Origin of the sequence: Nitrosomonas sp. Is79A3, assembly GCF_000219585.1 — a bacterium.
GTDB lineage: Bacteria > Pseudomonadota > Gammaproteobacteria > Burkholderiales > Nitrosomonadaceae > Nitrosomonas.
Window position 1 is genome coordinate 1,460,468 of sequence record NC_015731.1, and the last position, 23,132, is coordinate 1,483,599.

A 23,132-nucleotide genomic window follows, 5' to 3' on the forward strand; every position below is an offset into this window, starting at 1 on the left:
AGGCCTAACGTAATATATACGACAAAAAATGTCTCATAATCTGGAACGGAATGTCATAAAATTGATGAGGTTTTTTCCTAAATCCTTATTACTTAATAATAGATTTGTTCCTAGTATAAAGTATAAACGCACCATTTTGTTTTTCCCGTCCAAGTAACACGGGGGCTACAATCACATAAAATTAAAAATTAACTGCCAACTATAGATGTTTTTCACTTGTTAGACAAATAGTTAAATTCTATAAGTCGCGTTTTACGAGCGACCGGACGTAAGGATGGGCGCGCAGGCAAGGCGACGGTGGTTGATATTTTGATATGCCGATACTCAATATGTTGTTTCTGTATTCAGCAATACAGAATCATAAATCCCTGCCGTAACAAACAAACTGAAGATTTTTAAAGAAACTATGCCTCTGGTTACTGAGAATAAACCTTATCGGGAGTGAGCGCATAACGATGAAATTTACGACATTACTACTTCTGGCATTCATCCCGGCAATATCATTTGCTGGAAACCTTTTGGTTAATAGTAATAAGTTATTTGATCTTGCAGAAAAATCTTATCCGGAGTTTTTTAGTCCGGAAGGAAGAAAAACTGCTGGGTTAGATAATTATTTACTACGCTACTATCCCGATACCGGTAACTATATTGGAACCAAAGGCGAAGAAGTCTATGTCTATGGGGATGTTTTTAATGGATTGTTAAGAGCGGGTGTAATTTCAGATTTTGTTGCATTAGAACCGGATAGCGATGAATTATTAGCGCAATTATTTGCTGATGGTCAAAGCAATGTGCAAGTTTATGGAACCGGAACAGTAGCTGCCATATTGTCTGATGACCTTGAGGACAGTCGCCATCAAAGATTTATCATTGAATTAAAATCAAAGCAAACTCTGTTGATTTCACATAATATTGATCTGTCATCAAGAATTGATAATTTATTTTTAAATGATCAAGTTGAATTTTCCGGTGAATACGAATGGAATGATAAAGGCGGGGTCATTCATTGGACACATCATGACCCGGAAGGGAAACATGTGAATGGTTGGATTCTGCACAATAATACAATCTATCAGTAATTACGAATCTATCGGATCGTTTTGCTTCAATCTTGAATAGGATCTCTGTTGCTTCAACTTAGAAGCTGGCCTGTATCAAACTCAGAATACTTGGGGTCTCTATGAGAAGAGTATTTGCTCGACTGTTTTTTCTGATTATTCCTGGCGTATTTTTACTCAGCAGTTGTTCAAGTGTTTTCTATTATCCGAATAAAGGACGTTTGTACTACGATCCTAAAGCCGTGGGATATGCTCCTGAGGATATCTATTTCACCGATAACGCCCAAAGAAAGCTTCATGGCTGGTGGTTTCCCGCAGAAGAATCTCCGGCAAAGGCAACGATTATTTTTTTTCATGGCAATGCTGAGAACTTAACTTCCCACTACTTGCATTTGGCCTGGATCACCGCTGAAGGCTATAACTTATTTATTTTTGATTATCCTGGATATGGGCTATCTGAAGGAGAACCTAACCCTAAAAGTTGTTTGGAGTCGGGTTACGCGGCATTGGATTGGGTGGTTAAAAATAAATCTCGAGAGGGCCCCATTATTATCTATGGTCAAAGTATGGGGGGTATTGTTGCGCTACGTACTGCGATCGATAAGAAATCTGAGGTTAATTTAAAGCTCGTCGTTGTGGACAGTACCTTTGCGTCTTTTCAGCGCATTGCCAGAGTTAAACTGTCTCACAATTGGTTCACTTGGCCGATGCAACCACTCAGCTATGCTTTATTAAGCGATCATTGGGCGCCAGCAGATTTGAAATCTATTTCACCCATTCCTGTTCTTGTTATCCATGGGCAAAAAGATGCTGTTGTTGAGCCTGAGCTGGGTGAAAAGGTTTTTGAACAATTGGCTGAACCGAAAACCTTCTGGAGAATTCCGGATGGAACGCATACGGATGTGTTTTGGCGGCACGATCGCAAATATCGTGATGCGTTTTTATTATTTCTAGGAAATCTCGATAGGCCGTAGGAAGACTCTAAATTAGACTTGGCAGCTTAAAAGAAATAATTGACTGAAAATATTCCTTCATTATTATGATCATAGCGATTTAATTCCAGCCTTAGATCAAGATCTTGTGATAGGGCATAGCGGGTTATAAAATGAGAAGTGAAAAAGCGCTTATTTTCACCCAGAATATAAACCTGATAACTGGCAGCAAGTTTGATTCTCAAATTTTTAGTTATATCGTAAAACGCGCCCGCTTCAACATCGCCACCTAACCGGTAATTTTCTTTCAAATGACTGGAAAATTCTGTTTTTAAGTCAACGAAAGAAAATAACAGCAGGGGTGAGAAAAAATCTGGCCGATAGGAAATACCTCTCCCATAACTGCTTTTGAAGGAATTACAATAATTACAGTCGTGGTCTCTCAGTGTGTCGATTTCCAGATCGGCGCGCCAGGAAAGTTTGGTAAACAAGGGATCGTAGGGGTTGAACGATGTAATAGAAAGAATTTTTGCCTGATCCAGTCTTAACCGCTCGGATTCTAAGTAATAGCGGAGCTTAAAGTCCATAAAAATGATTTCTGAGTTTTTGTCGTACCCCACATCTTTGGCCATTAAATCGTGGTAAGCCGGGCGATAGGCTAATTCTATGAAAGACTCATGGGAATTGAGTCCCATCCCTAAACGCAAGCGATCCGTACCGTGACCTTGGTCTGGCGGATTGGAGAAGCGCGTAATTTCACCATTCTCATCATCGCTAACCGGCAGGCGGCTTCTGGCTAACAAAACGGCATGCGGAATTTTTATTTCTTTGTCACTCTTTTCCTGCATGCTCTGATACTGGAGATAATCCATGTAGGCATTCAACAAAAGGGCCTGTGATTGAGTGGAAAGGTTACCGAAGGACGTGCTTTCTGGTGAGATTTCTCCTTTGATGATGCCTTGTAATATTCGCTTCTCATCATCGACCATCTTGAAACGCTTATGATTCATCTGGTTGAGCACCGCGGGCCGGTACACGACCTGTTTTACCAATCCTTCCTGCGCCATCACGACTTTTACCGTATCAGCCGGAATAACACTAAAAAAGAACGAATCTTTCAATCGCAGATTGGGATTGGCGATCTCTAACAAAGAAAGCACATGGTATGAGCAATTTTCTTGGAAATAATAATAATCAAAATAGGTTCCGCCCAATTCCCATAAGTGGAGAAGCATCATATTCAGCTGATCTTGGTTAAACTTAAGCTCATACTCCCAAAGATCGCGGCTTTCCCAATTATTGTATTCTTGCACCTTGGTGTAATAAGGGAAAATTGCAAATCGGCCCTGAAATGCGCCTATTAAACCTTTTAATGCATAAAGAAACCCATTGTCCGTATCCGGGATCGCGGCATAGTTTGCGCCATAGTTCATTAAATTATTACCACTGCTCGTTCTCCGGCTATCAATGCGTATCAGGGTATGCCCAAACATGGATGCCGGATTATTCATGAAATAAGATGCAAATACTAATGTTACCCCGACGGGATCTAAAGCTGTTAGCCAGCGGTCGAGCCGGTCACATGTTTGTATTTCCAGGCGCTGGGGATCGAATGCTAATTGTTGATTCAACCATTTGAAGCGGGCGGGAAAGTTGCACTGCGGATGCTCTTTGCCTTCTGCAATCTCGGTTAGCGGAACAAAGAAACTGGCTAGCGTCGCTAGCAGTTCTGATTCTGGATCGGTTTTCCCTTGTGGAGAATTAAAAAACTCCATGCCGTCGGCTTCACTGATCATGCCGCCGAATAGTGTCTTGTTATACTTTAATAATAAGTGCCAGACACGTTCATCGGCTAGGTTTGTTTGCCTGGTTTGCTGTTGTAATTCAGCCAGATAATCAGTAGTGACCTGATATTTTGAATGAGCAGATACAGGAAATAAGCAAAACCAAAATAATAACCCAGCTACAAGACGAGCAGGCTGCACAAAGGAACCATAGAAGTGATAATAATATCGAAACGGATACAGGCTTTCACCTATATCCATCTGCCATTTTTACTTAATTTAATGCGGAAAGCTTGATATTGCAGGATTTTGCAAGTTTCGGATGATGCGTGAGTTGATTTTCAAGCTGATTCAGTAATTCAGTTGAGGTTGTTTGATCATTCGCTACTAAATGATCGAATTTCTGCTGAACCATTTTACCGAATTCTTGATGACTGTCGGCGGGGCACTGATATAAGCTGGCGAGGGTATACAGATTCTCGCCTTTACCTTGCGCCATTTCCTTAACCAAACTGGTGTAATTCTCTTGCGCAAAAACTTCACGCTCTTTATTCATGCTTACTAATCCATGATCACCGCAGTTTGAAGTCCCGGATGTAATTCCAAAAGTCTGAGACCCTGATGTACCATTGGTTGTTGCAGCAAAGACTTGCTCTACACCTGGTTTTGATCCAATAACCATCGAACCCAGTCCACAACCTGCTGCACCATATCCAGCGGCGAAAACAGAAGCAGGGAGTAAAAGTAAAGATGCTGTTGCTATTGCAATCACACTATGTCGCGCCATAATACTCTCCATAAAGTAGTGATATCGCTTCAAACCCAGATCAACGATCCAATAACTCAATAATGGTTTTAAAGCACCAAATTTTAAGTCAAAAATATCAAGAAAATGCTCTAGAAAAAAACCTTTTCACTAGAACAAGATCGAATGTACTGAACGTCTCTTAGGTTGTCAAATACTATATTTATTCTTGTCAAGAGCCGAATAACTGTCCGGACTTGCTTGTATTTGGTATTTGGTCTTTGGATTTGCGCTCCGGATTCTTTTGCTGCAAAGATTGTTATTTACTGCCTGGAATAGGGCGGCGCGTTTCTGTATCCAGAAATTGTTGCAAATACGGAAGTAACAGCGATGGCTTCTCTTCTTGAACCGCGTGACCAACATCATCAAGAACAACCAACTTTGAATTGGGAAGATCCGCATGCAGGCGTTCACCAATCGCCAATGGCACGATTTCATCCTCCTTGCTCCACACAATCAAAGTGGGGATAGTCAAGTTGGCATAATTGCCGGAGAATTGTTGCAGGTCGGTAGGCAGCATTTGCCGTGCAGTGGTTAGTGTCGCGTATTTTGCATTGGGTTTGTCCAGGTTGCCGGCGTAATGCTCTATGGCACTTTGCGGAATCAGTGCATCATTGAAATATACTTTCTTTAGCAGGCTTTTCACCTGAATCGTGTTTGGGATCGTGTAGATCAATAGTGGCCCGAGTACGGGAGTAGCAAGCAACTCTACGAAATCTGGAAGATCCTGCGGGTAGGCAATGCTGTCAATCAATACCAGGCTGTTCTGTAGATTCGGATGCGATGATGCTAAATATACCGAAGTAACCAGGGCCACACCACCACCGTAGGAATGTCCGATAATGTGGATGTTCTGCAGGTTATTTTCGACGATGAAATTTCTTACCAATCTGGCCTGTTCGTAAACGGAATATAAATCGTCGCGCGGTTTTGGGGATTCGCCGAAGCCTTTCAGATCAATGGTGATTACGCGGTATTTCTGGGCCAGAGGTGCAATAATATGCCGCCAACTATAGCTGCTGGCACCGAAACCGTGGATAAGTAGCACGGGATTGCCTTCCCCAATGCTGCTGGATGCCAACTGCAGCTCATTCACTTTATCCGGGTTACGATAGTGTGACCAATCCGGAATATTTTTATCCATGACCGCGCAGCCACCAAAACTAAAAATCACAGACCAAAGTACAAGAGCGAGCGCTTTCGTCGAGAAATTTTTCATTATTTAAGAGACCGAATCAGCATAACCATGTCAAATATTCCGCCGGCAACAAAAGCGAATACGCCAAAAGCAGGGAGTATTGCGATAATCATACAGGCCGATTTCAAATGTTTGGCTTCGGTATTGTCTTCAATCTTCATGTGGCGTGGAATCGATAAAATCACGTAAAATATCAAACCAAGGAAGATAGTGTTTCCGATGGTAAGCGGGAGGAGATTGGTAAAATAGATTTCTAGCGGGCCAAGTGTTTGATCACTGCAGTATCCGCACCTATCGACCAACTCGAACATAATGTCACGTCGCGCATTAATGATCTCAAAGAAACTCAAAGTGGTGCTGACAGCTCCCCATAATGCTGCCAATAGTACAATGGGGAGGCCCAGTTTATTGATGTCGCTCATGTTAGATCTCCTTTTTTAGCAAAACATCAGGCTTATTAAACAGGAGTGTGCTTTTCTATGCCGATGCTAACTGAAAACTGATCGATTTTGTTAGAATCAAATTGGATTGATACGCCCAGTATCAATATCAGGTTGTCTTTACACGCTCCTTGCCAGTTGCAGCTTCCCAGCAAGCATCGAAGTTTGCTTCAACTCTGGCGATGAGGGTGGAGTCAAGGTGCCCGATAGCAGTCATTCGTGCAAGCACTGCACGAACACCGTCCGGTCCGGCTGTCGGACGATAGGGGCGGTCTTGTGCCATTGCTTGAAAAACGTCTGCTACTGCAACAATCCGTGCCTGTATGGGGATTTCGCCATCGTGCCGGTGGAAAGGGTAGCCATTACCGGTAATTGATTCATGATGGAACGAAGCCCATTCGGCGACTTGATCAAAGGCCCGGACACGCCGTAAGATTTGCCACGTCTCAAATGTATGACGCTCGATTACAGCAAATTCAGCTTCGTTGAGCGGTCCAGGCTTGTCAAGCACTTCGTCCGGAACGCGGAGCTTGCCAATGTCATGAAGGAGACCGGCAATCTCCAGTAGTTCGCAATCCTTGGCGGGTAATCCAGAGAGCTGTCCAAGAAGGCGCGACAGACGGGACACCCCGATTGAGTGCTCGGCTGTGAATCTGCTTTTATCGTCTACAATTCGAGCAAAGATTTTTGCCAGTTGCATGAGTTCAGGGCTCGTTAGCTCGCGGGTGTCGGCAAAATGTAAAACGGTCTCGTTGATTTGCCGCTCGAGATGATGCGATTCCAGTGTGAGCCAAAATGCCTCACTGGCAGATGTTTCCAGAAATGCCTTCACCAGGGCAGGATCGAAGAAGCTTCCCGAAAGAGCCGCTATGCGTGTGAGGATGGATTTGCGGGCGAGGAGCAGATCGGAATCCTGGTGCTGCGCGACGAGTGCATCGACACGATCAGTGAGATGAATCAGGTTTGAGAGAAGGAATATTCCGGGTTTTATCTCTTGACGAAGAGGACTTTCCCAGTGGGTGTGATGGTGGAGAATCAACTCTGCCAAATTGGCAAAAGGCTCGAAATCATACATCAATTTGTAGCCACGTTCGCAATGCTCGCGTGACCCGGCCCAGTCAAGTTCATTAACCAGGCGTTTGTGTGTCTCCGAAGAGGAGACGCCGCAGTCATGGATTAATGCGGCACGGAACAACTCGCGCTGCCATGATTCTTCGATTCCAAAGGCGCGAGCTGTTTCCAAAGCCATGAATGCGACACGCTTTCCATGCTGGAGAACAGTGATGCCGACCAAATCGACCGCATCAGAAATAGCGAGCGTTGCTTCGCCTAAATCAACACGGTTGGAATTAACCATCTTTTCGACACACGTGCCGACCTAAAAGCCGAGAAAGTGGCAATTTTTGTTTTGATAGAATTTTATGATTCATAGGTGGAGATCTCGCCGTTTTTTGCCCAGAATGTGTTGCAGTCTGGCTAGGCTCTCAAGATGAATGTGTAAGATGACTATGAGATTGTTCATGCATGTTCGCGCCGACATTCATGGACTTTCACGTTATTCATATTTATTTTGCAGCTTACACTACTTCTTCTCAATGAAACAACAAGTCATTGCGGCAAATTTTCTGTTTATGTCTATAGTGCCAATCCTGAACGGAGAATAACCAAGCCGAAATCGATACTTCTTTAATATTGACTCTATCGTAAAGCATGTTTTGAAATTGAACGATGATACCCATCCATGATCGTCAGATTTGTCACATTCTATCCATGTAAATGGCGCATTAGCGTAAAGAGATTCCTTGATAGGGCTTGATTTGTGTTCAGTCAGCATTCAGCCCAAAGGTTACACAATGAAACCGGAATATCAATATTGATTTGGTATTTATTGCGTTATAAACGCGTGATTTATTGTGGAGGTACTTTATGTATGCCAGAAGAATTCTTACCCTTTTTGCTGTAATTGGAATTCTTTTTCTGAATGGATGTGTGGCTACCCCGTATTATGGAGGTGGATATTATAGAGGTGCTGCATATGGTTACGGATATCAGCCATCATTTTATGTAAATCAAGGCTACGTAGGCGGATATAGGCACTTCGATAGTGGACATAGGTATTTCGATAGCGGCCATAAACACTTCATTGGCGGGCATAGGCACTCCGGTGGAGAGCATCGGGGCGGCAGCCATAGAGGTGGTCATCATCATAGATGAAAGTGATTTAATTCTATTGATCACATTAATGACAATGAGTTTTAAGTCTATTATTTTCCGGAGAAAGTATTGCTCAAAATTATTGATCAGTTCTGGCTCAGCTTAATTGCTATCAATCATTACAAAACATGAAAAATACCAATAAGTGAAGCGCCTCCAATTGCATATATGAACGGACTATCCCAGGTATGCGGAGAAAAAGCTTCAGCCAAAGTAATCAGAATTGGTATTGTGAGTAGAGCGGTAATTAGCTGGATTGAATTGAAATATTGATGAAACGCTAATATTGCGATAAAAGTTGTCACAAATACGCAAGCACTGCCGACATAACTACGGACATATCTTTCTTTAGTAAATAATGCGTAGGTTGTATATTTTCGTTTCCCATATCTTATACCGATTGGTTCTGCAAGGCCGTCACCGACACCATTGGCTATAATTATGATCATAATTAGCGGAAGCATATCGTGACTTTCGAAGTAAGCTAACATTGGGATAAGCACTAAAAAACTTGCGATAAATTGTGTATAAAGCCAAGTAAGTGTCAGCGGTCTATCTTCTGGTCTGTCAAACGAGTGAAACATCACAAGAAGAGGCTTAATTCTATTTCGCAATGGCGCGATAAAAAATGTCAGAAAAATAAAGGCGCACACCATATCCATAAAGAATGTTGCTGCACTATATTTATATTCAATGAATGACGACAGTAAAGTCGGGAGAAAGAAGAATGCGAAATGATTTATTTTTCGTGTGTAGTTAACTTTAAAATCTCGATGTATTACTAATAACCCACTTGCATAATGGATTAAAAAGAGTAATGCGTAAAAAAAAGCGTGATGCAACCAATATTCGAAGGGGATACTCATTTTTCTTCCGAAGCTTTGATTTCAGCTAAATTAAATTTGCTACAGCGTAGCCGAAAGCATAACGATGATTGACAATCTGACCAATTTTATATCGATGTGAGCACAATTATTGTATGTCGTGCATCATCTTTTGTAATGTTTTGGTGAGTACAAATAAAATCACGGATGCGAGTCCGGATATAATTACGAAAATCAAGAAAAACTCATATAAGATTATGATTTAGAAGCCTAAAAATTTTGTAACTGTAGGCAGTGCCGGATCGGGGTACAAAGAACTTAAAATTCCTGCAAATTTACTTGCTGCTGCAGTTGATAAAAACCACACACCCATTAACAATGAAGCAAATTTGTCCGGTGATAATTTTACAACCATCGCTAAGCCAATTGGCGATAAGCACAATTCGCCAATGGTATGCAATAAATACAAGCTAAATAACCAGGGCAATCGGGCTTAAATTACTCCAATAATGCGGAGCAAATAATCATTATTCCAACCGGCCTTTAATCGTTTTATTTTTACACCGACTTTTGATATTTTTTCTTTATTTATCAGGTTTAAAGCAATATGTCTGATAGTGGCAAGATTGGCTGCACTATGGCCTTTGCGTGTCCGGTTGCTATCTTCATCAAAAGCAATATCAAGCACCCAATGTAAATTGTTCTCGATAGCCCAATGAGCGCGAACAGCATGTTCCAGTTTAGCCGGATTATTGGCGCTCAGACTACTGATGAAATAACGCGTTTCCCCGGTGATTCTATTTTCTGATTCTCTTGTTGCTGTAACCGCAATGATACTTTGTAGTCCTGCCCAAGCATGACGTTCTTTTAACCATGCGATCTCATCTGTCACACAGATAGTACGTGTTTCAATGCGTCCATGATCCCCATCAACAGTCACCATGGCGGCTTCAGGCGATAACTGCGAGGTAAAATACGTGGCAACATCTTCATGTAAGTTACCCTGGTTGCCCTTCAGGCTCAAGACATAATCGCCACCTTGTTGAATAATCTGCTGAGCAATTCTTTTCTGGCAACCCATGGCATCAACTGTAATCACACTTCCTGCAATATTCAGTCGCGATAACAGCTTGGGAATGGCCGTAATTTCATTGGATTTATTGTCCACTTTAACCTGACCCAAGACCAGGCTATTGTGCTGCGCCCATGCACTGACCATATGGATAGCTGCCTTTCTTGAAGCCTTATCAATGCTACGCCTTAAGCATTTACCATCAATTGCAATGACTTCTCCTTCAGTCAGACTGGCTAAGTCAGACACCCAGTTGGAAAAACACTCGCCAAACTGTTCATTGTCTATCGCTGCAAAAACATCTCCAAAGGTATCATTCGCGGGTATCCCATGAATCGCCCCGGGTTTTGAGGAGGCTCCAAATCTTGAGAGAATGGAGCGATGAACAAAACAAACAAATATTCCCCCGAAGTAAAAGAACGAGCAGTCCGCCTGGTGCAAGAGCATCGCAGTGAGTACCCTTCGCTGTGGGCGACGATAGAATCGATTGCGCCCAAGATCGGCTGCGCGCCGCCGACATTGCATGATTGGGTAAAGAAGCACGAGATCGACACAGGCCTACGAGATGGCATCACCAGTGAAGAGCGCGAACGCATCAAAGCACTGGAGCGTGAGGTCAAGGAATTACGTCGCGCCAATGAAATTCTGAAACTGGCCAGTGCTTTTTTCGCCCAGGCGGAGCTCGACCGCAAACTCAAATCCTGAGGTCGTTCATCGACCGGTATCGTGACACCCACGGGGTCGAGCCGATCTGCAAGGTATTGCAGGTCGCCCCGTCAGGGTATCGGCGTCACGCGGCCGAGCGGCGCAATCCGGCATTGCGTTGCACTCGTGCCCAACGCGATGAGGTTTTGATGCCAGAAATTCAGCGTGTGTGGCAGGCTAACCTGCAGGTGTATGGTGCCGACAAGGTATGGCGGCAACTTAAGCGCGAAGGAATGCAGGTAGCTCGCTGCACTGTTGAACGGCTCATGAAACGGTTGGGGCTGGAAGGTGTGCGGCGCGGCAAGGTTGTGCGAACCACGGTTCCGGACAAGGCGCTGCCGTGCCCGCTGGATCGCGTAAACCGGCAATTCAAGGCGGATCGCCCAAACCAGTTATGGGTGTCGGATTTCACCTATGTTTCCACCTGGCAGGGCTGGCTATATGTCGCGTTCGTCATCGACGTGTTTGCCCGGTGCATCGTGGGTTGGCGGGTCAGTTCCAGCATGCACACGGACTTCGTACTGGATGCGCTGGAGCAGGCTTTATACGCCCGGCAACCGGAGCTGGGTGCCTTGATTCACCACAGCGACCGGGGTTCCCAGTATGTCTCTATCCGTTATACGGAGCGGCTTGCCGAGGCTGGAATAGAACCGTCGGTTGGCAGTAAAGGAGATAGCTACGATAACGCACTAGCCGAAACGATCAACGGGCTTTACAAAGCTGAATTGATTCACAAGCAGGGGCCATGGAAAAACAGGGAATCCGTTGAATTGGCGACGTTGAACTGGGTGTTCTGGTTCAATCACCAGCGTTTGCTTGGACCCATCGGCTATATACCGCCGGCGGAAGCTGAGGCACAATACTACCGGCAGTTAGCCAACTTGGATTCTGCCAAAGTTACTTAAACCAAACAGCCTCCAGAGAACCCGGGGTGATTCAACTTGCTTGACCGCTTGCTCCTTGAACTCGGTCGTGTATTCCTGCTTCGGTATCTTCTTCATCGTCTTCCTCTCAATAGTAACGTTAATTGTACGTCACCCTTGGAAGACTATTTTTCGGGGGAAGCTCATTTTGTAATTTGAATTATTAGAGGTGCTCTTAAGGAAGCTCTGATTAAGTTGATTACATTCATGGTACGACAAGCTCACCACGAACGTAATCAATATATTACCGTTCGTCCTGAGCCTGTCGAAGGACTTAATCAGAGTTTCCTTAATTATATTCATTCTGTCGCAGTGATTACTCAAGTCATCAATTCTCTGAGTACGTAAGGTAGTATACCGCCATGCCGGTAATAATCGACTTCTATAGCCGTATCAATACGGCACAGTAACTGTACCGATTGGCTGCTGACATCATTTCTTCGGATTACCAGGGTGACATCCTTTTGCGGTTGGATGTTGTCCAAACCGAATATGTCGAACTGTTCATCGCCTTTAATGCTCAGTGAGTCGACGCTGTCATTGCCTTTGAATTGTAACGGGAGTACACCCATGCCAATCAGGTTGCTGCGATGTATACGTTCAAAGCTGGTCGCAACGACTGCCTTGACTCCCAATAATTGTGTTCCCTTGGCAGCCCAGTCGCGACTTGAGCCGGTACCGTATTCCTTGCCGCCGAAAACGACTGTGGGTATGCCTTGTGATTGATATTTCATCGCGGCATCATAAATGCTCATTTGCTCCGGTATAGTGCCGGCAGTGGCTTGGTAAAGTGTTATACCGCCTTCGCTGCCCGGGATCATCAAGTTCTTGATGCGGACATTGGCAAATGTGCCGCGCATCATCACTTCATGGTTGCCACGCCGCGCGCCATAACTATTGAAGTCGGCTTTGGCGACGTTGTTATCCAGCAAATAATGTCCGGCTGGGGAAGTGTCTTTGATCGAGCCAGCCGGACTGATATGATCCGTTGTAACAGAGTCACCAAATATACCTAATGCGTAAGCATTCTTGATGTCATTTGTGCCACTGGAGATCGCCGGTTGCAGTGTGAAATTCTGAAAGAAGGGCGGTTCTGCGATATAGGTGGATTGTGGCCAATTGTAAGTTTGACCGCTGACAGAAGTCACATCATTCCACAAAGGGTGGTCTTTGGTGAGATTACTATAGAGTTTCCTGAAGGTATCCGCGTTGGCGGCGAATTTCATTTGTGCATGAATTTCTGCGCTATTGGGCCATATGTCTTTAAGCCAAACCGGCTGATTATTCTTGCCGATACCTAAAGGCTCGGCGGTGAGATCTTTCAAAACAGTACCTGCGATAGCATAAGCCACGACCAGCGGTGGCGAGGCTAAAAAATTAGCGCGGATGTTCGAATGAATGCGCGCTTCAAAATTGCGATTTCCTGAAAGTACGGCTGCACAGACCAAGTCATTCTTGACGATAGCCTCTTCAATCGGATCTGCTAATGGACCCGCATTGCCAATACATGTGGTGCAGCCATAACCGACCAAATTAAAGCCAAGTTGCTCAAGGTAGGGTAGCAGTCCCGCGACGGTCAGGTACTCGGTTACAACCCGCGAACCGGGCGCCAGCGATGTTTTGATATGGGGCTTAACCGACAATCCTTTTTCAACGGCTTTTTTTGCTAATAATCCGGCTGCGATTAGGACACTTGGGTTGGATGTGTTTGTGCAGGAAGTGATGGCGGCAATCAATACATCACCATTCCCCAAATTCACTGAAGAACTATTCAATTCAGTAGCAGGGATTTCGGCAAGATGAGGGGTCGGGCGGTTGCTGGTCATTTCAGTGACGTTGCGGGATGTCATTCGGCGTTCTGCTGGGACAACTTTCTCTGTCAAATGATGACTGTTTACTTCGGATGCATTATGCAAATTCTGGGGTGCCAGCCGATTTTCTTCCAGAATATTAGAGCCAATATGTGTGCAGACATCAGGACTCTGCGTGCGGATGTTGCGTGTTGGATAACGCTGATTGATATCATCACTTTGTTTCCCGTAACCGCTTTCTTTGACGGGTTTGCTAAAGAGTTCAGTAAATTTAGATTTAATCGCTGTGAGTTCAATGCGATCCTGCGGGCGTTTTGGCCCAGCCAACGAAGGTGAGACCACACTCAGATCAAGCGCTAGCTCTTGGGTATAGTCGATATCGCCCTTCCGAGGGATACCATACATTTCCTGCGCCTGGAAATAGGATTGAAATGCCACAATCTCGTCATTGCTACGCCCTGTGCTTCTGAAATACTCAATGGTGATGTCGTCAACTGGAAAGAAACCCATCGTTGCCCCGTATTCAGGCGCCATATTGGCGATCGTTGCACGATCAGGCAATGTCAATGAAGCAGTTCCTTCACCAAAGAACTCAACAAATTTACCGACTACATTGGCTTTGCGTAACATTTCGGTGATCGTTAAAACCAGATCAGTTGCAGTGACGCCTTCCCGTAACTGACCGGTCAGATTTACACCAACTACATCGGGTGTAAGGAAATAAACCGGTTGACCCAACATGCCGGCTTCCGCTTCGATACCGCCGACCCCCCAGCCGACGACACCGATCCCGTTAATCATCGTGGTATGTGAGTCGGTGCCTACCAGTGTATCCGGAAAGATTAATCCATCTTTTTGGTGTACACCGCGGGCCAGATATTCGAGGTTGACCTGATGCACTATGCCAATTCCAGGCGGTATCACCTTAAAGGTGTCAAAAGCCTGCATTCCCCATTTGATAAATTGATAGCGTTCGTTATTACGGGAAAATTCAATTTCCATATTGCGAGTGAGAGCGTCTTTGGTTCCGTAGTAATCAACCTGAATGGAATGGTCAACTACAAGATCAACGGGTACCAATGGTTCTATCAGTTTTGGATTTTTACCTAATTTTACCGCGGCACTGCGCATAGCAGCCAGATCCACTAAAAGTGGCACGCCGGTGAAGTCTTGCAAAACAATGCGAGAAACGACAAACGGTATCTCGTCTACTCTAACTGCATTAGGTCTCCAGTTCGCCAATTGCTTAATATGCGTTTCATTTATCTTTTTATTGTCATAATTACGCAATACGGATTCCAGTATGATGCGGATCGATATCGGTAAACGAGAGACTTTCCCAATCCCACTTTTCTCCAGAGCCGGAAGTGAATAGTATTTTGCACTACTTCCCTGTGCGATGGATAGTTCATGCAGGCTATTGAACAGATTGTGGTTCATGGTAATGTTCCTGAAAAATAATATGGATTACAGGTTAATAAACTATTCAGCCGATAATATATATTTTTGGGCAAACAAAGTCACGCTTAGGTTTTTTTGAATTATTACCGTAAATTTACTGTGCGTAAATTAAGAAAATAATATTTGATCCACGCTGCGATGAAGATAATCAGATGGGGTGGCTGATGGGACTCGAACCCACGACAACCGGAATCACAATCCGGGACTCTACCAGCTGAGCTACAGCCACCATAAGATGAAAAGTGTAGTGGTTTAATTTACACAAACTGAGTTGAGAATGCTATCCACACGATATAGAAATATTTGTGGCGTGCCCGACAGGGATCGAACCTGTAACCCCCAGCTTAGAAGGCTGGTGCTCTATCCAATTGAGCTACGGGCACCAAGTCGGGCTTGCCCTAAATTTTAGAGCTGAAATTGGTCGGGGTGGAGAGATTTGAACTCCCGACATCCTGGTCCCAAACCAGGCGCGCTACCAGGCTACGCTACACCCCGGAAAAGGCGACACTATACCTTCTTAGGTTCGAAACGTCAATTTCTAGTCTCTTCTAAAATGAAATGAGAGACTGTTCTCTAACCTTTACCCGTTTTCCGGTGCCATTTAGACCAGAAAACACATGAATATTTTAACATTTCTGGTCGTTATGATCATTTGGAATCAGTGCATTCCTGCCTAATATCAAGTATTTGTAGATATTTTAGAGCTGACTAAGTATGTGATGCATCGTTGATTGCATTCAAACACAAGCCTTAGTGTATGAACGCAATCAAGCAATTTATCTCATCAAGGTTTCCTGAGCTGCAATTTCATTAACTCTGGATTTAAACGCTTTATCGTAGCCGCCGATAGCTGTCCTCTATCTTGCAAAAACTTGACTGCTGATGCCGGCGCACAATTTTCTTCTTGAACCAACTTAATGATCAAAGGATTAAAACGCACATCAACGCCTGTGTAGCTACCGGCATCGTCACCTTTCTGGTCACCACGGAATACAAATTCCTTAACCGGCCCATTTGGGCCAGTACCTTGACGATCTTCATTGTGATCAGTATCTACATAATGTGCAGAACTCTTTGTATCACTTTCTATGCTCTCAATGCGCCAACCGGTAGGCGCTTTATAGTATGAAACAATGTGAGTTCCTTCTGCCTTTGTTGGCGATTTTGATTTTGTAAAAGGAAGCGTAATATCAGGTTTTGTTTGCAAAGCTTTCATCCAAAGTTTGAACTTGACTTGCTTATCTTCCTTAATCCACTCGGCGGTCGCCCAGATTTCTGGGCCAAACCCAAAAAATTCTTTGTCTCCTTGCTTATGTGGTGGTGTAAACGTTATTTCAGCAGACGGCGGGATAGTATTAATTTCTTCCTTGCATACCGGTGTCGCTGGTTGAATCACAGCAATACTGGAAATCTGATCATTTTTCCATTCCAGACTTAAACGATTACTCGCATTTGACAAGGGAACACCATTGCCGCCTAAATTCAGTGTCATATGGTAGTGCGTAAGTACATGCAGATGTTTAGATACATCCACTGCACGCGACTTGTCGTATAGTTTGACCTTAATCGGTGTAGTATCGAAATCATAGCCAAAAAACTCAACTTTGTTCCGACGGTTGGCATCCAAAGCCATATCGACAGCTGCGGGCACGACATGACATAACGCGGGTTCGACGAGAGGTTCAGGTTCATTAAGCAAATGTGCGCGAATTCTCACCAATGCTTGCCGTACGCGCGTACCGATAAAATCAAGATCGCATCGCAATTCTGTCCCGGTTGCTGCCACGCTGCGGTTGAGCAAATCGGAAATCTCGTTACGTATTGTCGATTGAGTATCTGCGGTTAGTTGTTTGGTCACATCCTGCAATACCGATTGCCAGGATGCAGAGTTGCGATCTAAAGCGTCTATTGCATCATCAATTGTAGCGACTGTATCTCCCGCAATATCACTTGTTGTATTAGTTAAATCTTCAACTTTATCAGTAACCTCATCGACCTTTTTGGTAATTTTATCAACAGAATCACCAATTCCACAACCTGCAATCAAAATCGAAGCAAAAATTACCGAACATACTAGTGATCTACGTATTCCATTCTGTAAAAAGAATAAAAAAATAATTTGAATTACTTTCATGTGATCAATCTCCCAAGTGGTTTTGAAATCCGGCTTCACCGCAGTTGCAATAGCTACAATAAATATACTGAATGTCATTAATGCAAAGAAACATCCGAATAAAGCTCCGCCTAAGGGGCAGAGCAAATTCTTCATATCACTACTTTAGCAAGCTTATTCGCCAAATGAAATGTTTATAATGCAAGATAGAGGCACGATCCAAGAAAAATGTGTGTGTGCCACATACGATGACAAGACCGTTCCGGTTAGCATTTTAGAATGCGCTTTATGACGTAACATCACGTCGAGATCGCCGCGAAAATATTGATGAAGTGCTTAGCTGAGAAAGTCGATACTGAGAGAGCGGAAATTTCGTTTAGAGATAATGCCAAAGGCTGCGTGACATCAGTTAAATCCTAAGAATTCCCCCAGGACAAGATTTTGCCTGTTCCAGGCGCGTCAGCGTCGGTAGCAGATTGAGATCGGTTTTTTTTTTCAATTCAAGTGCCTGTTTCTTGAGTTCACTGATGGGTATCTCGATCTTCTCTCCGGTCGCGGCCATGGCAATGACGTTGCCGCTGTCGCAGGAAGGGAAAGCCAGTGCGCGCGCGTCGAACGATGTTTTGATGCGTTCCAGACTTGCCTGGTGCCCGCGGCTGCGTCCTAGCAGGTTCACCGCAAGGATGCCGTTATTGTTTAATCGCGCGCGGCACATCTGGTAAAACGGCAGCATGTCCAGTTCACCGGGTCGCGCATCGGCGTCGTAGCCATCCACCAAAATCAGGTCGTAAGTCTTGTCGTATTCGACGATATACTCTGAGCCGTCTGCGATTACGATATTCAGGCGTAGCGGGTCTTCCGGCAGTTTGAAGAATTGCCTTGCGGCTGCTATCACACGCGGTTCGATCTCAACCACGGTCAGTTTTGCCAGCGGGTAGTTGCGATATAAAAATTTGGTCAGTGATGCCGCACCAAGACCGATCAGCAGCACTTTGCGCGGAAAGCGCGCATCGTCTCTGAGCAACAGGCTTGCCATCATTTCCCGGGTGTAGTCGAGCTCCAGATGCCATGGACGTGCGATGCGCATTGCACCTTGTATCCAGTCGGATCCGAAATGCAACGTGCGCACACCGGCTTTTTCGCAGATATCGATGGAGAAACTCATTGTGCCTTTTGTAAGGGGGGGCGGTGCAACAGATGCACGTTTTCTGTGTTGCACATACCGTCTTCAATCAAACCGATATCACACGGGCAGCAGTGTTTGATTCCGGTCAATGGCAAGCGGTTAAATTCCATGTATCCGGTCAAACTGACCAGGGGTTCATCCCTAGTCAGAAAAGACATGTAGCAGCCAAAACATCTCGCTAATGGAGTGACGATTATTTTGATTTTGAGGTTAATCATCATTTTTCTTCGCAATGTTTTCCTGCAAACCAATTTCACGGATGGTGTGCTGATCATAAATGCGTTGTCTGATCGGCACCTGATAGCCTTGTTCCTTGATCAGAATCGCACCCACCGGGCAGATAGTTGCCGCCAGATCGGTTTTTTCTATTGGGCTGTCGGCTAATTTTCCAGTCGGAGAGTTGACGATTAGATGCGCATCTGTGCCGCGCCCGGCAATGGCGAACACATTCTTTCCATCCACATCACGGCTGGCGCGAACGCACAAATCACATAGAATGCAGCGGCCGCGATCGAGCAGAATATCGGCATGCGAGGCATCCATTTCGCGGCGTTGATAAAATTGCGGGAAATGGTCCTCCAGCATGCCCAGATAATAACCCATCGCCTGCAGTTTGCAATTGCCGGTTTTCTCGCACGACGGACAAATATGATTGCCCTCGACGAACAGCATTTGCGTGACGGCTTTGCGTACTTCGTTCAATTCCGGTGTGTTATTGCGGATTTCCTGTCCGGCAGCAGCCAGTGTTATGCACGCAGCAACACTGCGCTTGCCGATTTCCACCACGCACAACCGGCAATTGCCGCTCGGCGGTAAGCCAGGGAAGTGGCACAAATGCGGAATATAAACTTTCGCAGCCAATGCGGCATCCATGATGGTTTGTCCCGCACTGAACGGGATTTCATTGCCGTCGATACGAATTGTGTTTGGGTCCGTTGGCATTATTCGTTACCCAGATGTGCCGCAGCATCGTCACGGTGCGTTACATGGCGAGCACTTTCCAATGCCTGATCCAGATCGAATTGTGCGGTGAAGTGTTGCTTCAAATTGGCTGAAAAGGTTTGCGGGAAATACTGCAAACTATCCAGAATGTGATTCGCTGCCGTATGTCCCAAGCCGCAATGCGAATGGTGCTGAATCAACTGGCTGAGCTGTTTGAGTTCCGCGATATCATAAGCTGTGCCGCGACCTTCGGCGATTTTGTCCAGGTTGTTTTTCAGTAATTGCGTGCCGACACGGCAAGGGGTGCAAAAACCGCAACTTTCATGCGCAAAAAACTGCGCAAAATTGCGATGAATGCCCAGCAGATCACGCTGCTGCCCAAATATCAAAAACGATCCGCCGGTGGATACATCTTCAAATGCAATTGTGCGGTCAAATTCCGCTACGCCGAGCAATTTTCCGGCGGGGCCGCCTATTTGTACTGCTTGCACATCCCGCGCGCCGCAATCATCTAAGACTTGTTGAATGCGCACACCGAACGGATATTCGTAAATTCCAGGTAATTGGCAATCGCCGCTGATACTGAGGATTTTTGTGCCGCGCGATTTTTCTGTGCCTCTGGAATTAAACCAGGCGCTGCTGTGTGCGACGATATGCGCTGCTGCAATAAATGTCTCGACATTGTTGACGATGGTGGGCTGCCCCAGGTAGCCGTGCGTGACCGGAAACGGCGGACGGATGCGCGGAATGCCGGGCTTACCTTCGAGCGATTCGATCAACGCCGATTCCTCACCGCAAATATAGGCGCCGGCACCTACGACGATATCGATGTCAAATTCAAAATTTTCATGTCCGAGAATATTTTTGCCTAACAATCCTAAGCTACGGCGCTGTTCAAGCACGGCTTGCAGGTGGAATAGCAGATAGCGGTATTCACCGCGCAGATAGATAAAGCCTTTATTCGCGCCAATGACAAATGCACATACGGCCATGCCCTCAAATAGGGCATCGGCTTGTTCGCTTAATAAAAATCGATCTTTAAAAGTGCCGGGTTCGCCTTCATCGGCATTGCAGACGACATAACGCGCATCGCCGGGCGCTGCGCGGCAGAGTTGCCATTTTTTGCCGGTGTCGAACCCCGCACCGCCGCGGCCGCGTAAGCCGGATTGCTGGATTAGCGCCAATATTTCGTTTGCGCCTTGCTGCAACGCTTTTTGTAATACGCTGCCACGTGCCAAACGTTCCGTTAACAGCAGATTGCGCTGATGCACGGTATCGTGGATTTCAAACCACTCCGCAGGCCAAGCAGTGACAGGCGCTCCGGTTGTAATCCGTTGAGCGATCTGCATAATTTTTTCTGGATTCAGTGCGGCGATAGGTACGCCATTGACCAGCAATGATGCCCCCTGATCGCATAGACCAATACAGGAAGTTTCATCCACGCTGACGCATCCATCATGGCGCGTTTTGCCTGGCGTGACTTTTAATCGCTGACAAAGCATCAACATCAGATTTTGATCATCCGCCAGATAGCCGCAACTGGTGCAATTACTGAACAAAATGTGGAAGCGGCCGCAAGGCTGTGTGTAAAAAAATGAATAGAATTCAACAACCGAAGCCACCTGACTGACCGGCAGATTAAATTCACTTGCAACCTGTTGCATGGATTCCGACGAAATGTGCAAAAACTGCTGCTGCAAAGCATATAGCCGATGCAGCAAGTGCTCGTTTGGTGAATCGGAATTATGCAGGCATGAGCTTATCATATCGAAGAGTATAGCGAGGTCGAAGTCAAAATTACAGAAATGGCTGGAATAAATCCGATGAAATCTATATTGCTTTGTTTCTCAAGGAGGCTAGGACAAAGTTAGTTGTTTTATAGGACAATTCTTTTAAATAGAAAATTTCTATATGATAGACTTCAATTTCCTGATTGGGTTGGCTAAAAAAACAATAAATTAAGTATCTACCTTGAAGGTAAATGGCACTAAATTTTTGAACGGATTATTTTTTAAAGAGGTGATTTTATGTTTAAACGAGCGCTAATAACTACCGCCATACTTGCCGCAACAGCATCTTCAGCTTTTGCTACGACCACAATTGGCGGCGCAACATTGATTGATACCGCGACAGTGAATAGCGGCACTGTGTCACCAACCGCTTATCTCAGTTATGTAAGTGGCGGTAATGGTGCTACCGGCTGGGCGGATGGGTCGACTTATGGTATCACTGGAATTTCGGCTGCTTCCGCTATGGCGACAGCAGATCATAATTGGCTGCAGTATGATCCAGCCATCGTGGTGTATAGTGCCACCGCCTTGAGTTCTGTTCTCGCCATTCCGGCAATTGACCATGGCTGGACTTCTGGCAACACGGGTGAATTCTGGGAATCTTTTGAATTCCGCATTTTTGGCTCTGACTCCTCTGGCGCATTGCTCGAAGAAGGACATATCACCAATGTGTGGGCGAAAGGTGTGGATGATTCAAGCGCTTTGAAGAACGCTGATGACTGGACAACACAATGGTCTTTCACAGGTGCCTATAATTACTTTGCGGTCGTATCGGGAGATCGTCTGGTTGGCGGTTTTTACTCCCCTGGCGAAGGCGAAATCGATGCCATAGCAGCCATTCCAGAACCAGAAACCTATGCGATGTTGTTAGCTGGCCTTGGCTTATTGGGGTTTGTTGCACAACGCAGAAAACTGCAAGAAACAGTCTAAATTCTTAAGAATGGTTATATTGACCGGCCCCGCTGCGGCGGGGTTTTTTATTGGCATTGAAGCTTCAAGCCAACAATGCCGCAACAATACCGGTGATGAAAATCCCGTCAAAGGTACCTGCGCCGCCGATCGATGCATACGGCGTCCCGAGCCGCGAAATATCTTTCATGCGCAGCAGGTCAGCGCCGATCAATACCCCCAATGTGCCGCTGATATAAGCGAGCGGTGCGCTTTGTTCCGGGCTGAGTATTAGACCAACCAGCGCCGCACTGACAGGAGCAACCAGTATCGGCATACCGATGCCAAGTCCCTGAATTGGGCGGCTGAAAAAATAACTGATTAGAGTAATGATAGCGATTCCCAGCAGCGTGGAAGACAAGCTCAACGTGCTATTGGAAAACAAATAAAGCGACAATGCCGCCGGTATCAGGCAACCGCCGAGATTAATGGAAATCTGTGTTTCATTGTGAAATGGGCGCACTGGCACTTTGAGCAGCCCCCAATACACGGTTTGTGTGAATTCCCGTATGGGTACCTGGCTTTTAATACGCGTCACCGGCAAATTAATGACGCTGCCCAGCAAGGAAAGAAACAGTACCATCAATCCCAATGCCGGCGGCAAACCCAGTTTCGCAAAAGCAAATGACAACAACTCCACCTGAATAAGCGCCATCATGACGCCAAGCAGAAGAACGAAAAATATCAAATGAACAGGGGAAAAATAATTTTTCATCGCGATATAGTAGGGGAGATATCATCGGATTGCATTATTTTGTTCAGGTTATTTTATATTTTAATGAGAAATCAGGGAATATTAAGGCGACTCTGAATAACGCATCTTTGTCATTCCGAACACAGTGAGGAATCTTTTCGAATCAACACCATAGATTTCTCGCCATGCTCGAAATGACAAAATTACCGTTCGCCCTGAGCCTGTCGAAGGA

20 protein-coding genes, 3 tRNA genes and 1 other annotated feature are annotated in these 23,132 nt (G+C 45.3%); of the genes, 5 read left to right on the top strand and 18 right to left on the bottom strand.

What is annotated here, in order from left to right; translation table 11 throughout:
- The first annotated feature begins 455 nt into the window (after window positions 1-455).
- Window positions 456-1,079, top strand: a complete 624-nt coding sequence (locus NIT79A3_RS18215; protein WP_013965440.1) for a DUF3465 domain-containing protein — start codon at window positions 456-458, stop codon at window positions 1,077-1,079.
- 101 nt (window positions 1,080-1,180) lie between these two features.
- Window positions 1,181-2,032 (top strand): alpha/beta hydrolase, encoded by an 852-nt coding sequence (locus NIT79A3_RS06610; protein ID WP_013965441.1) that lies wholly within the window; start codon window positions 1,181-1,183, stop codon window positions 2,030-2,032.
- Between the two features lie 26 nt (window positions 2,033-2,058).
- Here the strand turns inward: NIT79A3_RS06610 and NIT79A3_RS06615 are convergent, their stop codons facing one another.
- From NIT79A3_RS06615 to NIT79A3_RS06650, 8 genes are all read right to left on the bottom strand, one after another.
- Entirely contained in the window at window positions 2,059-4,035 is a 1,977-nt protein-coding gene (locus tag NIT79A3_RS06615) for a DUF4105 domain-containing protein (protein WP_013965442.1), read from the bottom strand.
- 13 nt (window positions 4,036-4,048) lie between these two features.
- Window positions 4,049-4,561: a DUF3015 domain-containing protein gene (locus NIT79A3_RS06620; RefSeq protein ID WP_013965443.1), complete on the bottom strand. Its 513-nt coding sequence runs from the start codon at window positions 4,559-4,561 to the stop codon at window positions 4,049-4,051.
- Window positions 4,562-4,838: 277 nt separating this feature from the next.
- A complete protein-coding gene (locus tag NIT79A3_RS06625; RefSeq protein ID WP_348225741.1) occupies window positions 4,839-5,723 on the bottom strand; it encodes an alpha/beta hydrolase in 885 nt (294 codons plus the stop codon).
- A 74-nt stretch (window positions 5,724-5,797) separates the two neighbouring features.
- Entirely contained in the window at window positions 5,798-6,199 is a 402-nt protein-coding gene (locus tag NIT79A3_RS06630; protein WP_013965445.1) for a hypothetical protein, read from the bottom strand.
- A gap of 127 nt (window positions 6,200-6,326) precedes the next feature.
- The gene (locus NIT79A3_RS06635) at window positions 6,327-7,574 is read right to left on the bottom strand and encodes an HD domain-containing phosphohydrolase (RefSeq protein WP_013965446.1); all 1,248 of its coding nucleotides are present in this window, start codon (window positions 7,572-7,574) and stop codon (window positions 6,327-6,329) included.
- A gap of 976 nt (window positions 7,575-8,550) precedes the next feature.
- The gene (locus NIT79A3_RS06640; RefSeq protein WP_013965448.1) at window positions 8,551-9,297 is read right to left on the bottom strand and encodes a hypothetical protein; all 747 of its coding nucleotides are present in this window, start codon (window positions 9,295-9,297) and stop codon (window positions 8,551-8,553) included.
- A 220-nt stretch (window positions 9,298-9,517) separates the two neighbouring features.
- Window positions 9,518-9,742, bottom strand: coding sequence for a hypothetical protein (locus NIT79A3_RS18645; protein WP_041360207.1), 225 nt, complete (start codon window positions 9,740-9,742; stop codon window positions 9,518-9,520).
- A gap of 6 nt (window positions 9,743-9,748) precedes the next feature.
- A complete protein-coding gene (locus NIT79A3_RS06650; protein WP_348225742.1) occupies window positions 9,749-10,774 on the bottom strand; it encodes an ISAs1 family transposase in 1,026 nt (341 codons plus the stop codon).
- Between NIT79A3_RS06650 and NIT79A3_RS06660 the strand changes: the two genes are divergently transcribed.
- Window positions 10,709-11,937 (top strand): IS3 family transposase gene (locus NIT79A3_RS06660; protein WP_156796972.1). Its coding sequence is split into 2 segments (ribosomal slippage): window positions 10,709-10,997 and window positions 10,997-11,937, totalling 1,230 coding nucleotides; the frame shifts between segments, so codons are not numbered across the junction. The genes NIT79A3_RS06650 and NIT79A3_RS06660 overlap by 66 nt on opposite strands.
- Window positions 10,987-11,103 (top strand) — a sequence feature (AL1L pseudoknot). (Overlaps the previous gene by 117 nt.)
- Here NIT79A3_RS06660 and NIT79A3_RS19395 read toward each other — a convergent pair.
- The 7 genes from NIT79A3_RS19395 to NIT79A3_RS06690 form a co-directional block, all read right to left on the bottom strand.
- Entirely contained in the window at window positions 11,905-12,033 is a 129-nt protein-coding gene (locus NIT79A3_RS19395) for a hypothetical protein (protein WP_013965450.1), read from the bottom strand. The two genes, NIT79A3_RS06660 and NIT79A3_RS19395, sit on opposite strands and share 33 nt — an antisense overlap.
- A gap of 242 nt (window positions 12,034-12,275) precedes the next feature.
- On the bottom strand, window positions 12,276-15,206 hold the full coding sequence (locus NIT79A3_RS06665; protein WP_013965451.1) for an aconitate hydratase: 2,931 nt from the start codon (window positions 15,204-15,206) through the stop codon (window positions 12,276-12,278).
- Between the two features lie 174 nt (window positions 15,207-15,380).
- Window positions 15,381-15,456: transfer RNA gene (locus NIT79A3_RS06670), tRNA-His, on the bottom strand.
- Between the two features lie 77 nt (window positions 15,457-15,533).
- Window positions 15,534-15,610: transfer RNA gene (locus NIT79A3_RS06675), tRNA-Arg, on the bottom strand.
- Between the two features lie 35 nt (window positions 15,611-15,645).
- A tRNA-Pro gene (locus tag NIT79A3_RS06680) sits at window positions 15,646-15,722 on the bottom strand.
- Window positions 15,723-16,011: 289 nt separating this feature from the next.
- A complete protein-coding gene (locus NIT79A3_RS06685; protein ID WP_013965452.1) occupies window positions 16,012-17,496 on the bottom strand; it encodes a hypothetical protein in 1,485 nt (494 codons plus the stop codon).
- A 253-nt stretch (window positions 17,497-17,749) separates the two neighbouring features.
- A complete protein-coding gene (locus NIT79A3_RS06690) occupies window positions 17,750-18,505 on the bottom strand; it encodes a fused MFS/spermidine synthase (protein ID WP_013965453.1) in 756 nt (251 codons plus the stop codon).
- A 23-nt stretch (window positions 18,506-18,528) separates the two neighbouring features.
- Between NIT79A3_RS06690 and NIT79A3_RS18650 the strand changes: the two genes are divergently transcribed.
- Entirely contained in the window at window positions 18,529-18,708 is a 180-nt protein-coding gene (locus NIT79A3_RS18650) for a hypothetical protein (RefSeq protein WP_156797034.1), read from the top strand.
- A gap of 28 nt (window positions 18,709-18,736) precedes the next feature.
- On the opposite strand, the gene NIT79A3_RS06700 is transcribed toward NIT79A3_RS18650, so the two are convergent.
- Together NIT79A3_RS06700 and NIT79A3_RS06705 are read right to left on the bottom strand one after the other, a co-directional pair.
- The gene (locus NIT79A3_RS06700) at window positions 18,737-19,468 is read right to left on the bottom strand and encodes a 2Fe-2S iron-sulfur cluster-binding protein (protein ID WP_013965455.1); all 732 of its coding nucleotides are present in this window, start codon (window positions 19,466-19,468) and stop codon (window positions 18,737-18,739) included.
- On the bottom strand, window positions 19,468-21,234 hold the full coding sequence (locus NIT79A3_RS06705) for an NAD(P)H-dependent oxidoreductase subunit E (protein WP_013965456.1): 1,767 nt from the start codon (window positions 21,232-21,234) through the stop codon (window positions 19,468-19,470). The genes NIT79A3_RS06700 and NIT79A3_RS06705 overlap by 1 nt, the downstream gene beginning before the upstream one ends.
- 261 nt (window positions 21,235-21,495) lie before the next feature.
- Between NIT79A3_RS06705 and NIT79A3_RS19080 the strand changes: the two genes are divergently transcribed.
- The gene (locus NIT79A3_RS19080) at window positions 21,496-22,188 is read left to right on the top strand and encodes an FxDxF family PEP-CTERM protein (RefSeq protein ID WP_013965457.1); all 693 of its coding nucleotides are present in this window, start codon (window positions 21,496-21,498) and stop codon (window positions 22,186-22,188) included.
- 64 nt (window positions 22,189-22,252) lie between these two features.
- On the opposite strand, the gene NIT79A3_RS06715 is transcribed toward NIT79A3_RS19080, so the two are convergent.
- Complete coding sequence (locus NIT79A3_RS06715) at window positions 22,253-22,864, bottom strand: DUF1614 domain-containing protein (RefSeq protein ID WP_198009397.1); 612 nt, start codon at window positions 22,862-22,864, stop codon at window positions 22,253-22,255.
- Window positions 22,865-23,132 lie beyond the last annotated feature (268 nt).

Coding starts and splice junctions, on each gene's coding strand:
- NIT79A3_RS06630 (WP_013965445.1), bottom strand. CDS start 6,199: ATGAGCGACATCAATAAACTGGGCCTCCCCATTGTACTATTGGCAGCA.
- NIT79A3_RS06715 (WP_198009397.1), bottom strand. CDS start 22,864: ATGATGGCGCTTATTCAGGTGGAGTTGTTGTCATTTGCTTTTGCGAAA.
- NIT79A3_RS06625 (WP_348225741.1), bottom strand. CDS start 5,723: ATGGATAAAAATATTCCGGATTGGTCACACTATCGTAACCCGGATAAA.
- NIT79A3_RS06650 (WP_348225742.1), bottom strand. CDS start 10,774: ATGCTCTTGCACCAGGCGGACTGCTCGTTCTTTTACTTCGGGGGAATA.
- NIT79A3_RS06705 (WP_013965456.1), bottom strand. CDS start 21,234: ATGATAAGCTCATGCCTGCATAATTCCGATTCACCAAACGAGCACTTG.
- NIT79A3_RS06640 (WP_013965448.1), bottom strand. CDS start 9,297: ATGAGTATCCCCTTCGAATATTGGTTGCATCACGCTTTTTTTTACGCA.
- NIT79A3_RS06685 (WP_013965452.1), bottom strand. CDS start 17,496: ATGAAGAATTTGCTCTGCCCCTTAGGCGGAGCTTTATTCGGATGTTTC.
- NIT79A3_RS06700 (WP_013965455.1), bottom strand. CDS start 19,468: ATGCCAACGGACCCAAACACAATTCGTATCGACGGCAATGAAATCCCG.
- NIT79A3_RS19080 (WP_013965457.1), top strand. CDS start 21,496: ATGTTTAAACGAGCGCTAATAACTACCGCCATACTTGCCGCAACAGCA.
- NIT79A3_RS06620 (WP_013965443.1), bottom strand. CDS start 4,561: ATGGCGCGACATAGTGTGATTGCAATAGCAACAGCATCTTTACTTTTA.
- NIT79A3_RS19395 (WP_013965450.1), bottom strand. CDS start 12,033: ATGAAGAAGATACCGAAGCAGGAATACACGACCGAGTTCAAGGAGCAA.
- NIT79A3_RS06690 (WP_013965453.1), bottom strand. CDS start 18,505: ATGAGTTTCTCCATCGATATCTGCGAAAAAGCCGGTGTGCGCACGTTG.
- NIT79A3_RS06610 (WP_013965441.1), top strand. CDS start 1,181: ATGAGAAGAGTATTTGCTCGACTGTTTTTTCTGATTATTCCTGGCGTA.
- NIT79A3_RS06615 (WP_013965442.1), bottom strand. CDS start 4,035: ATGGATATAGGTGAAAGCCTGTATCCGTTTCGATATTATTATCACTTC.
- NIT79A3_RS06665 (WP_013965451.1), bottom strand. CDS start 15,206: ATGAACCACAATCTGTTCAATAGCCTGCATGAACTATCCATCGCACAG.
- NIT79A3_RS18215 (WP_013965440.1), top strand. CDS start 456: ATGAAATTTACGACATTACTACTTCTGGCATTCATCCCGGCAATATCA.
- NIT79A3_RS06635 (WP_013965446.1), bottom strand. CDS start 7,574: ATGGTTAATTCCAACCGTGTTGATTTAGGCGAAGCAACGCTCGCTATT.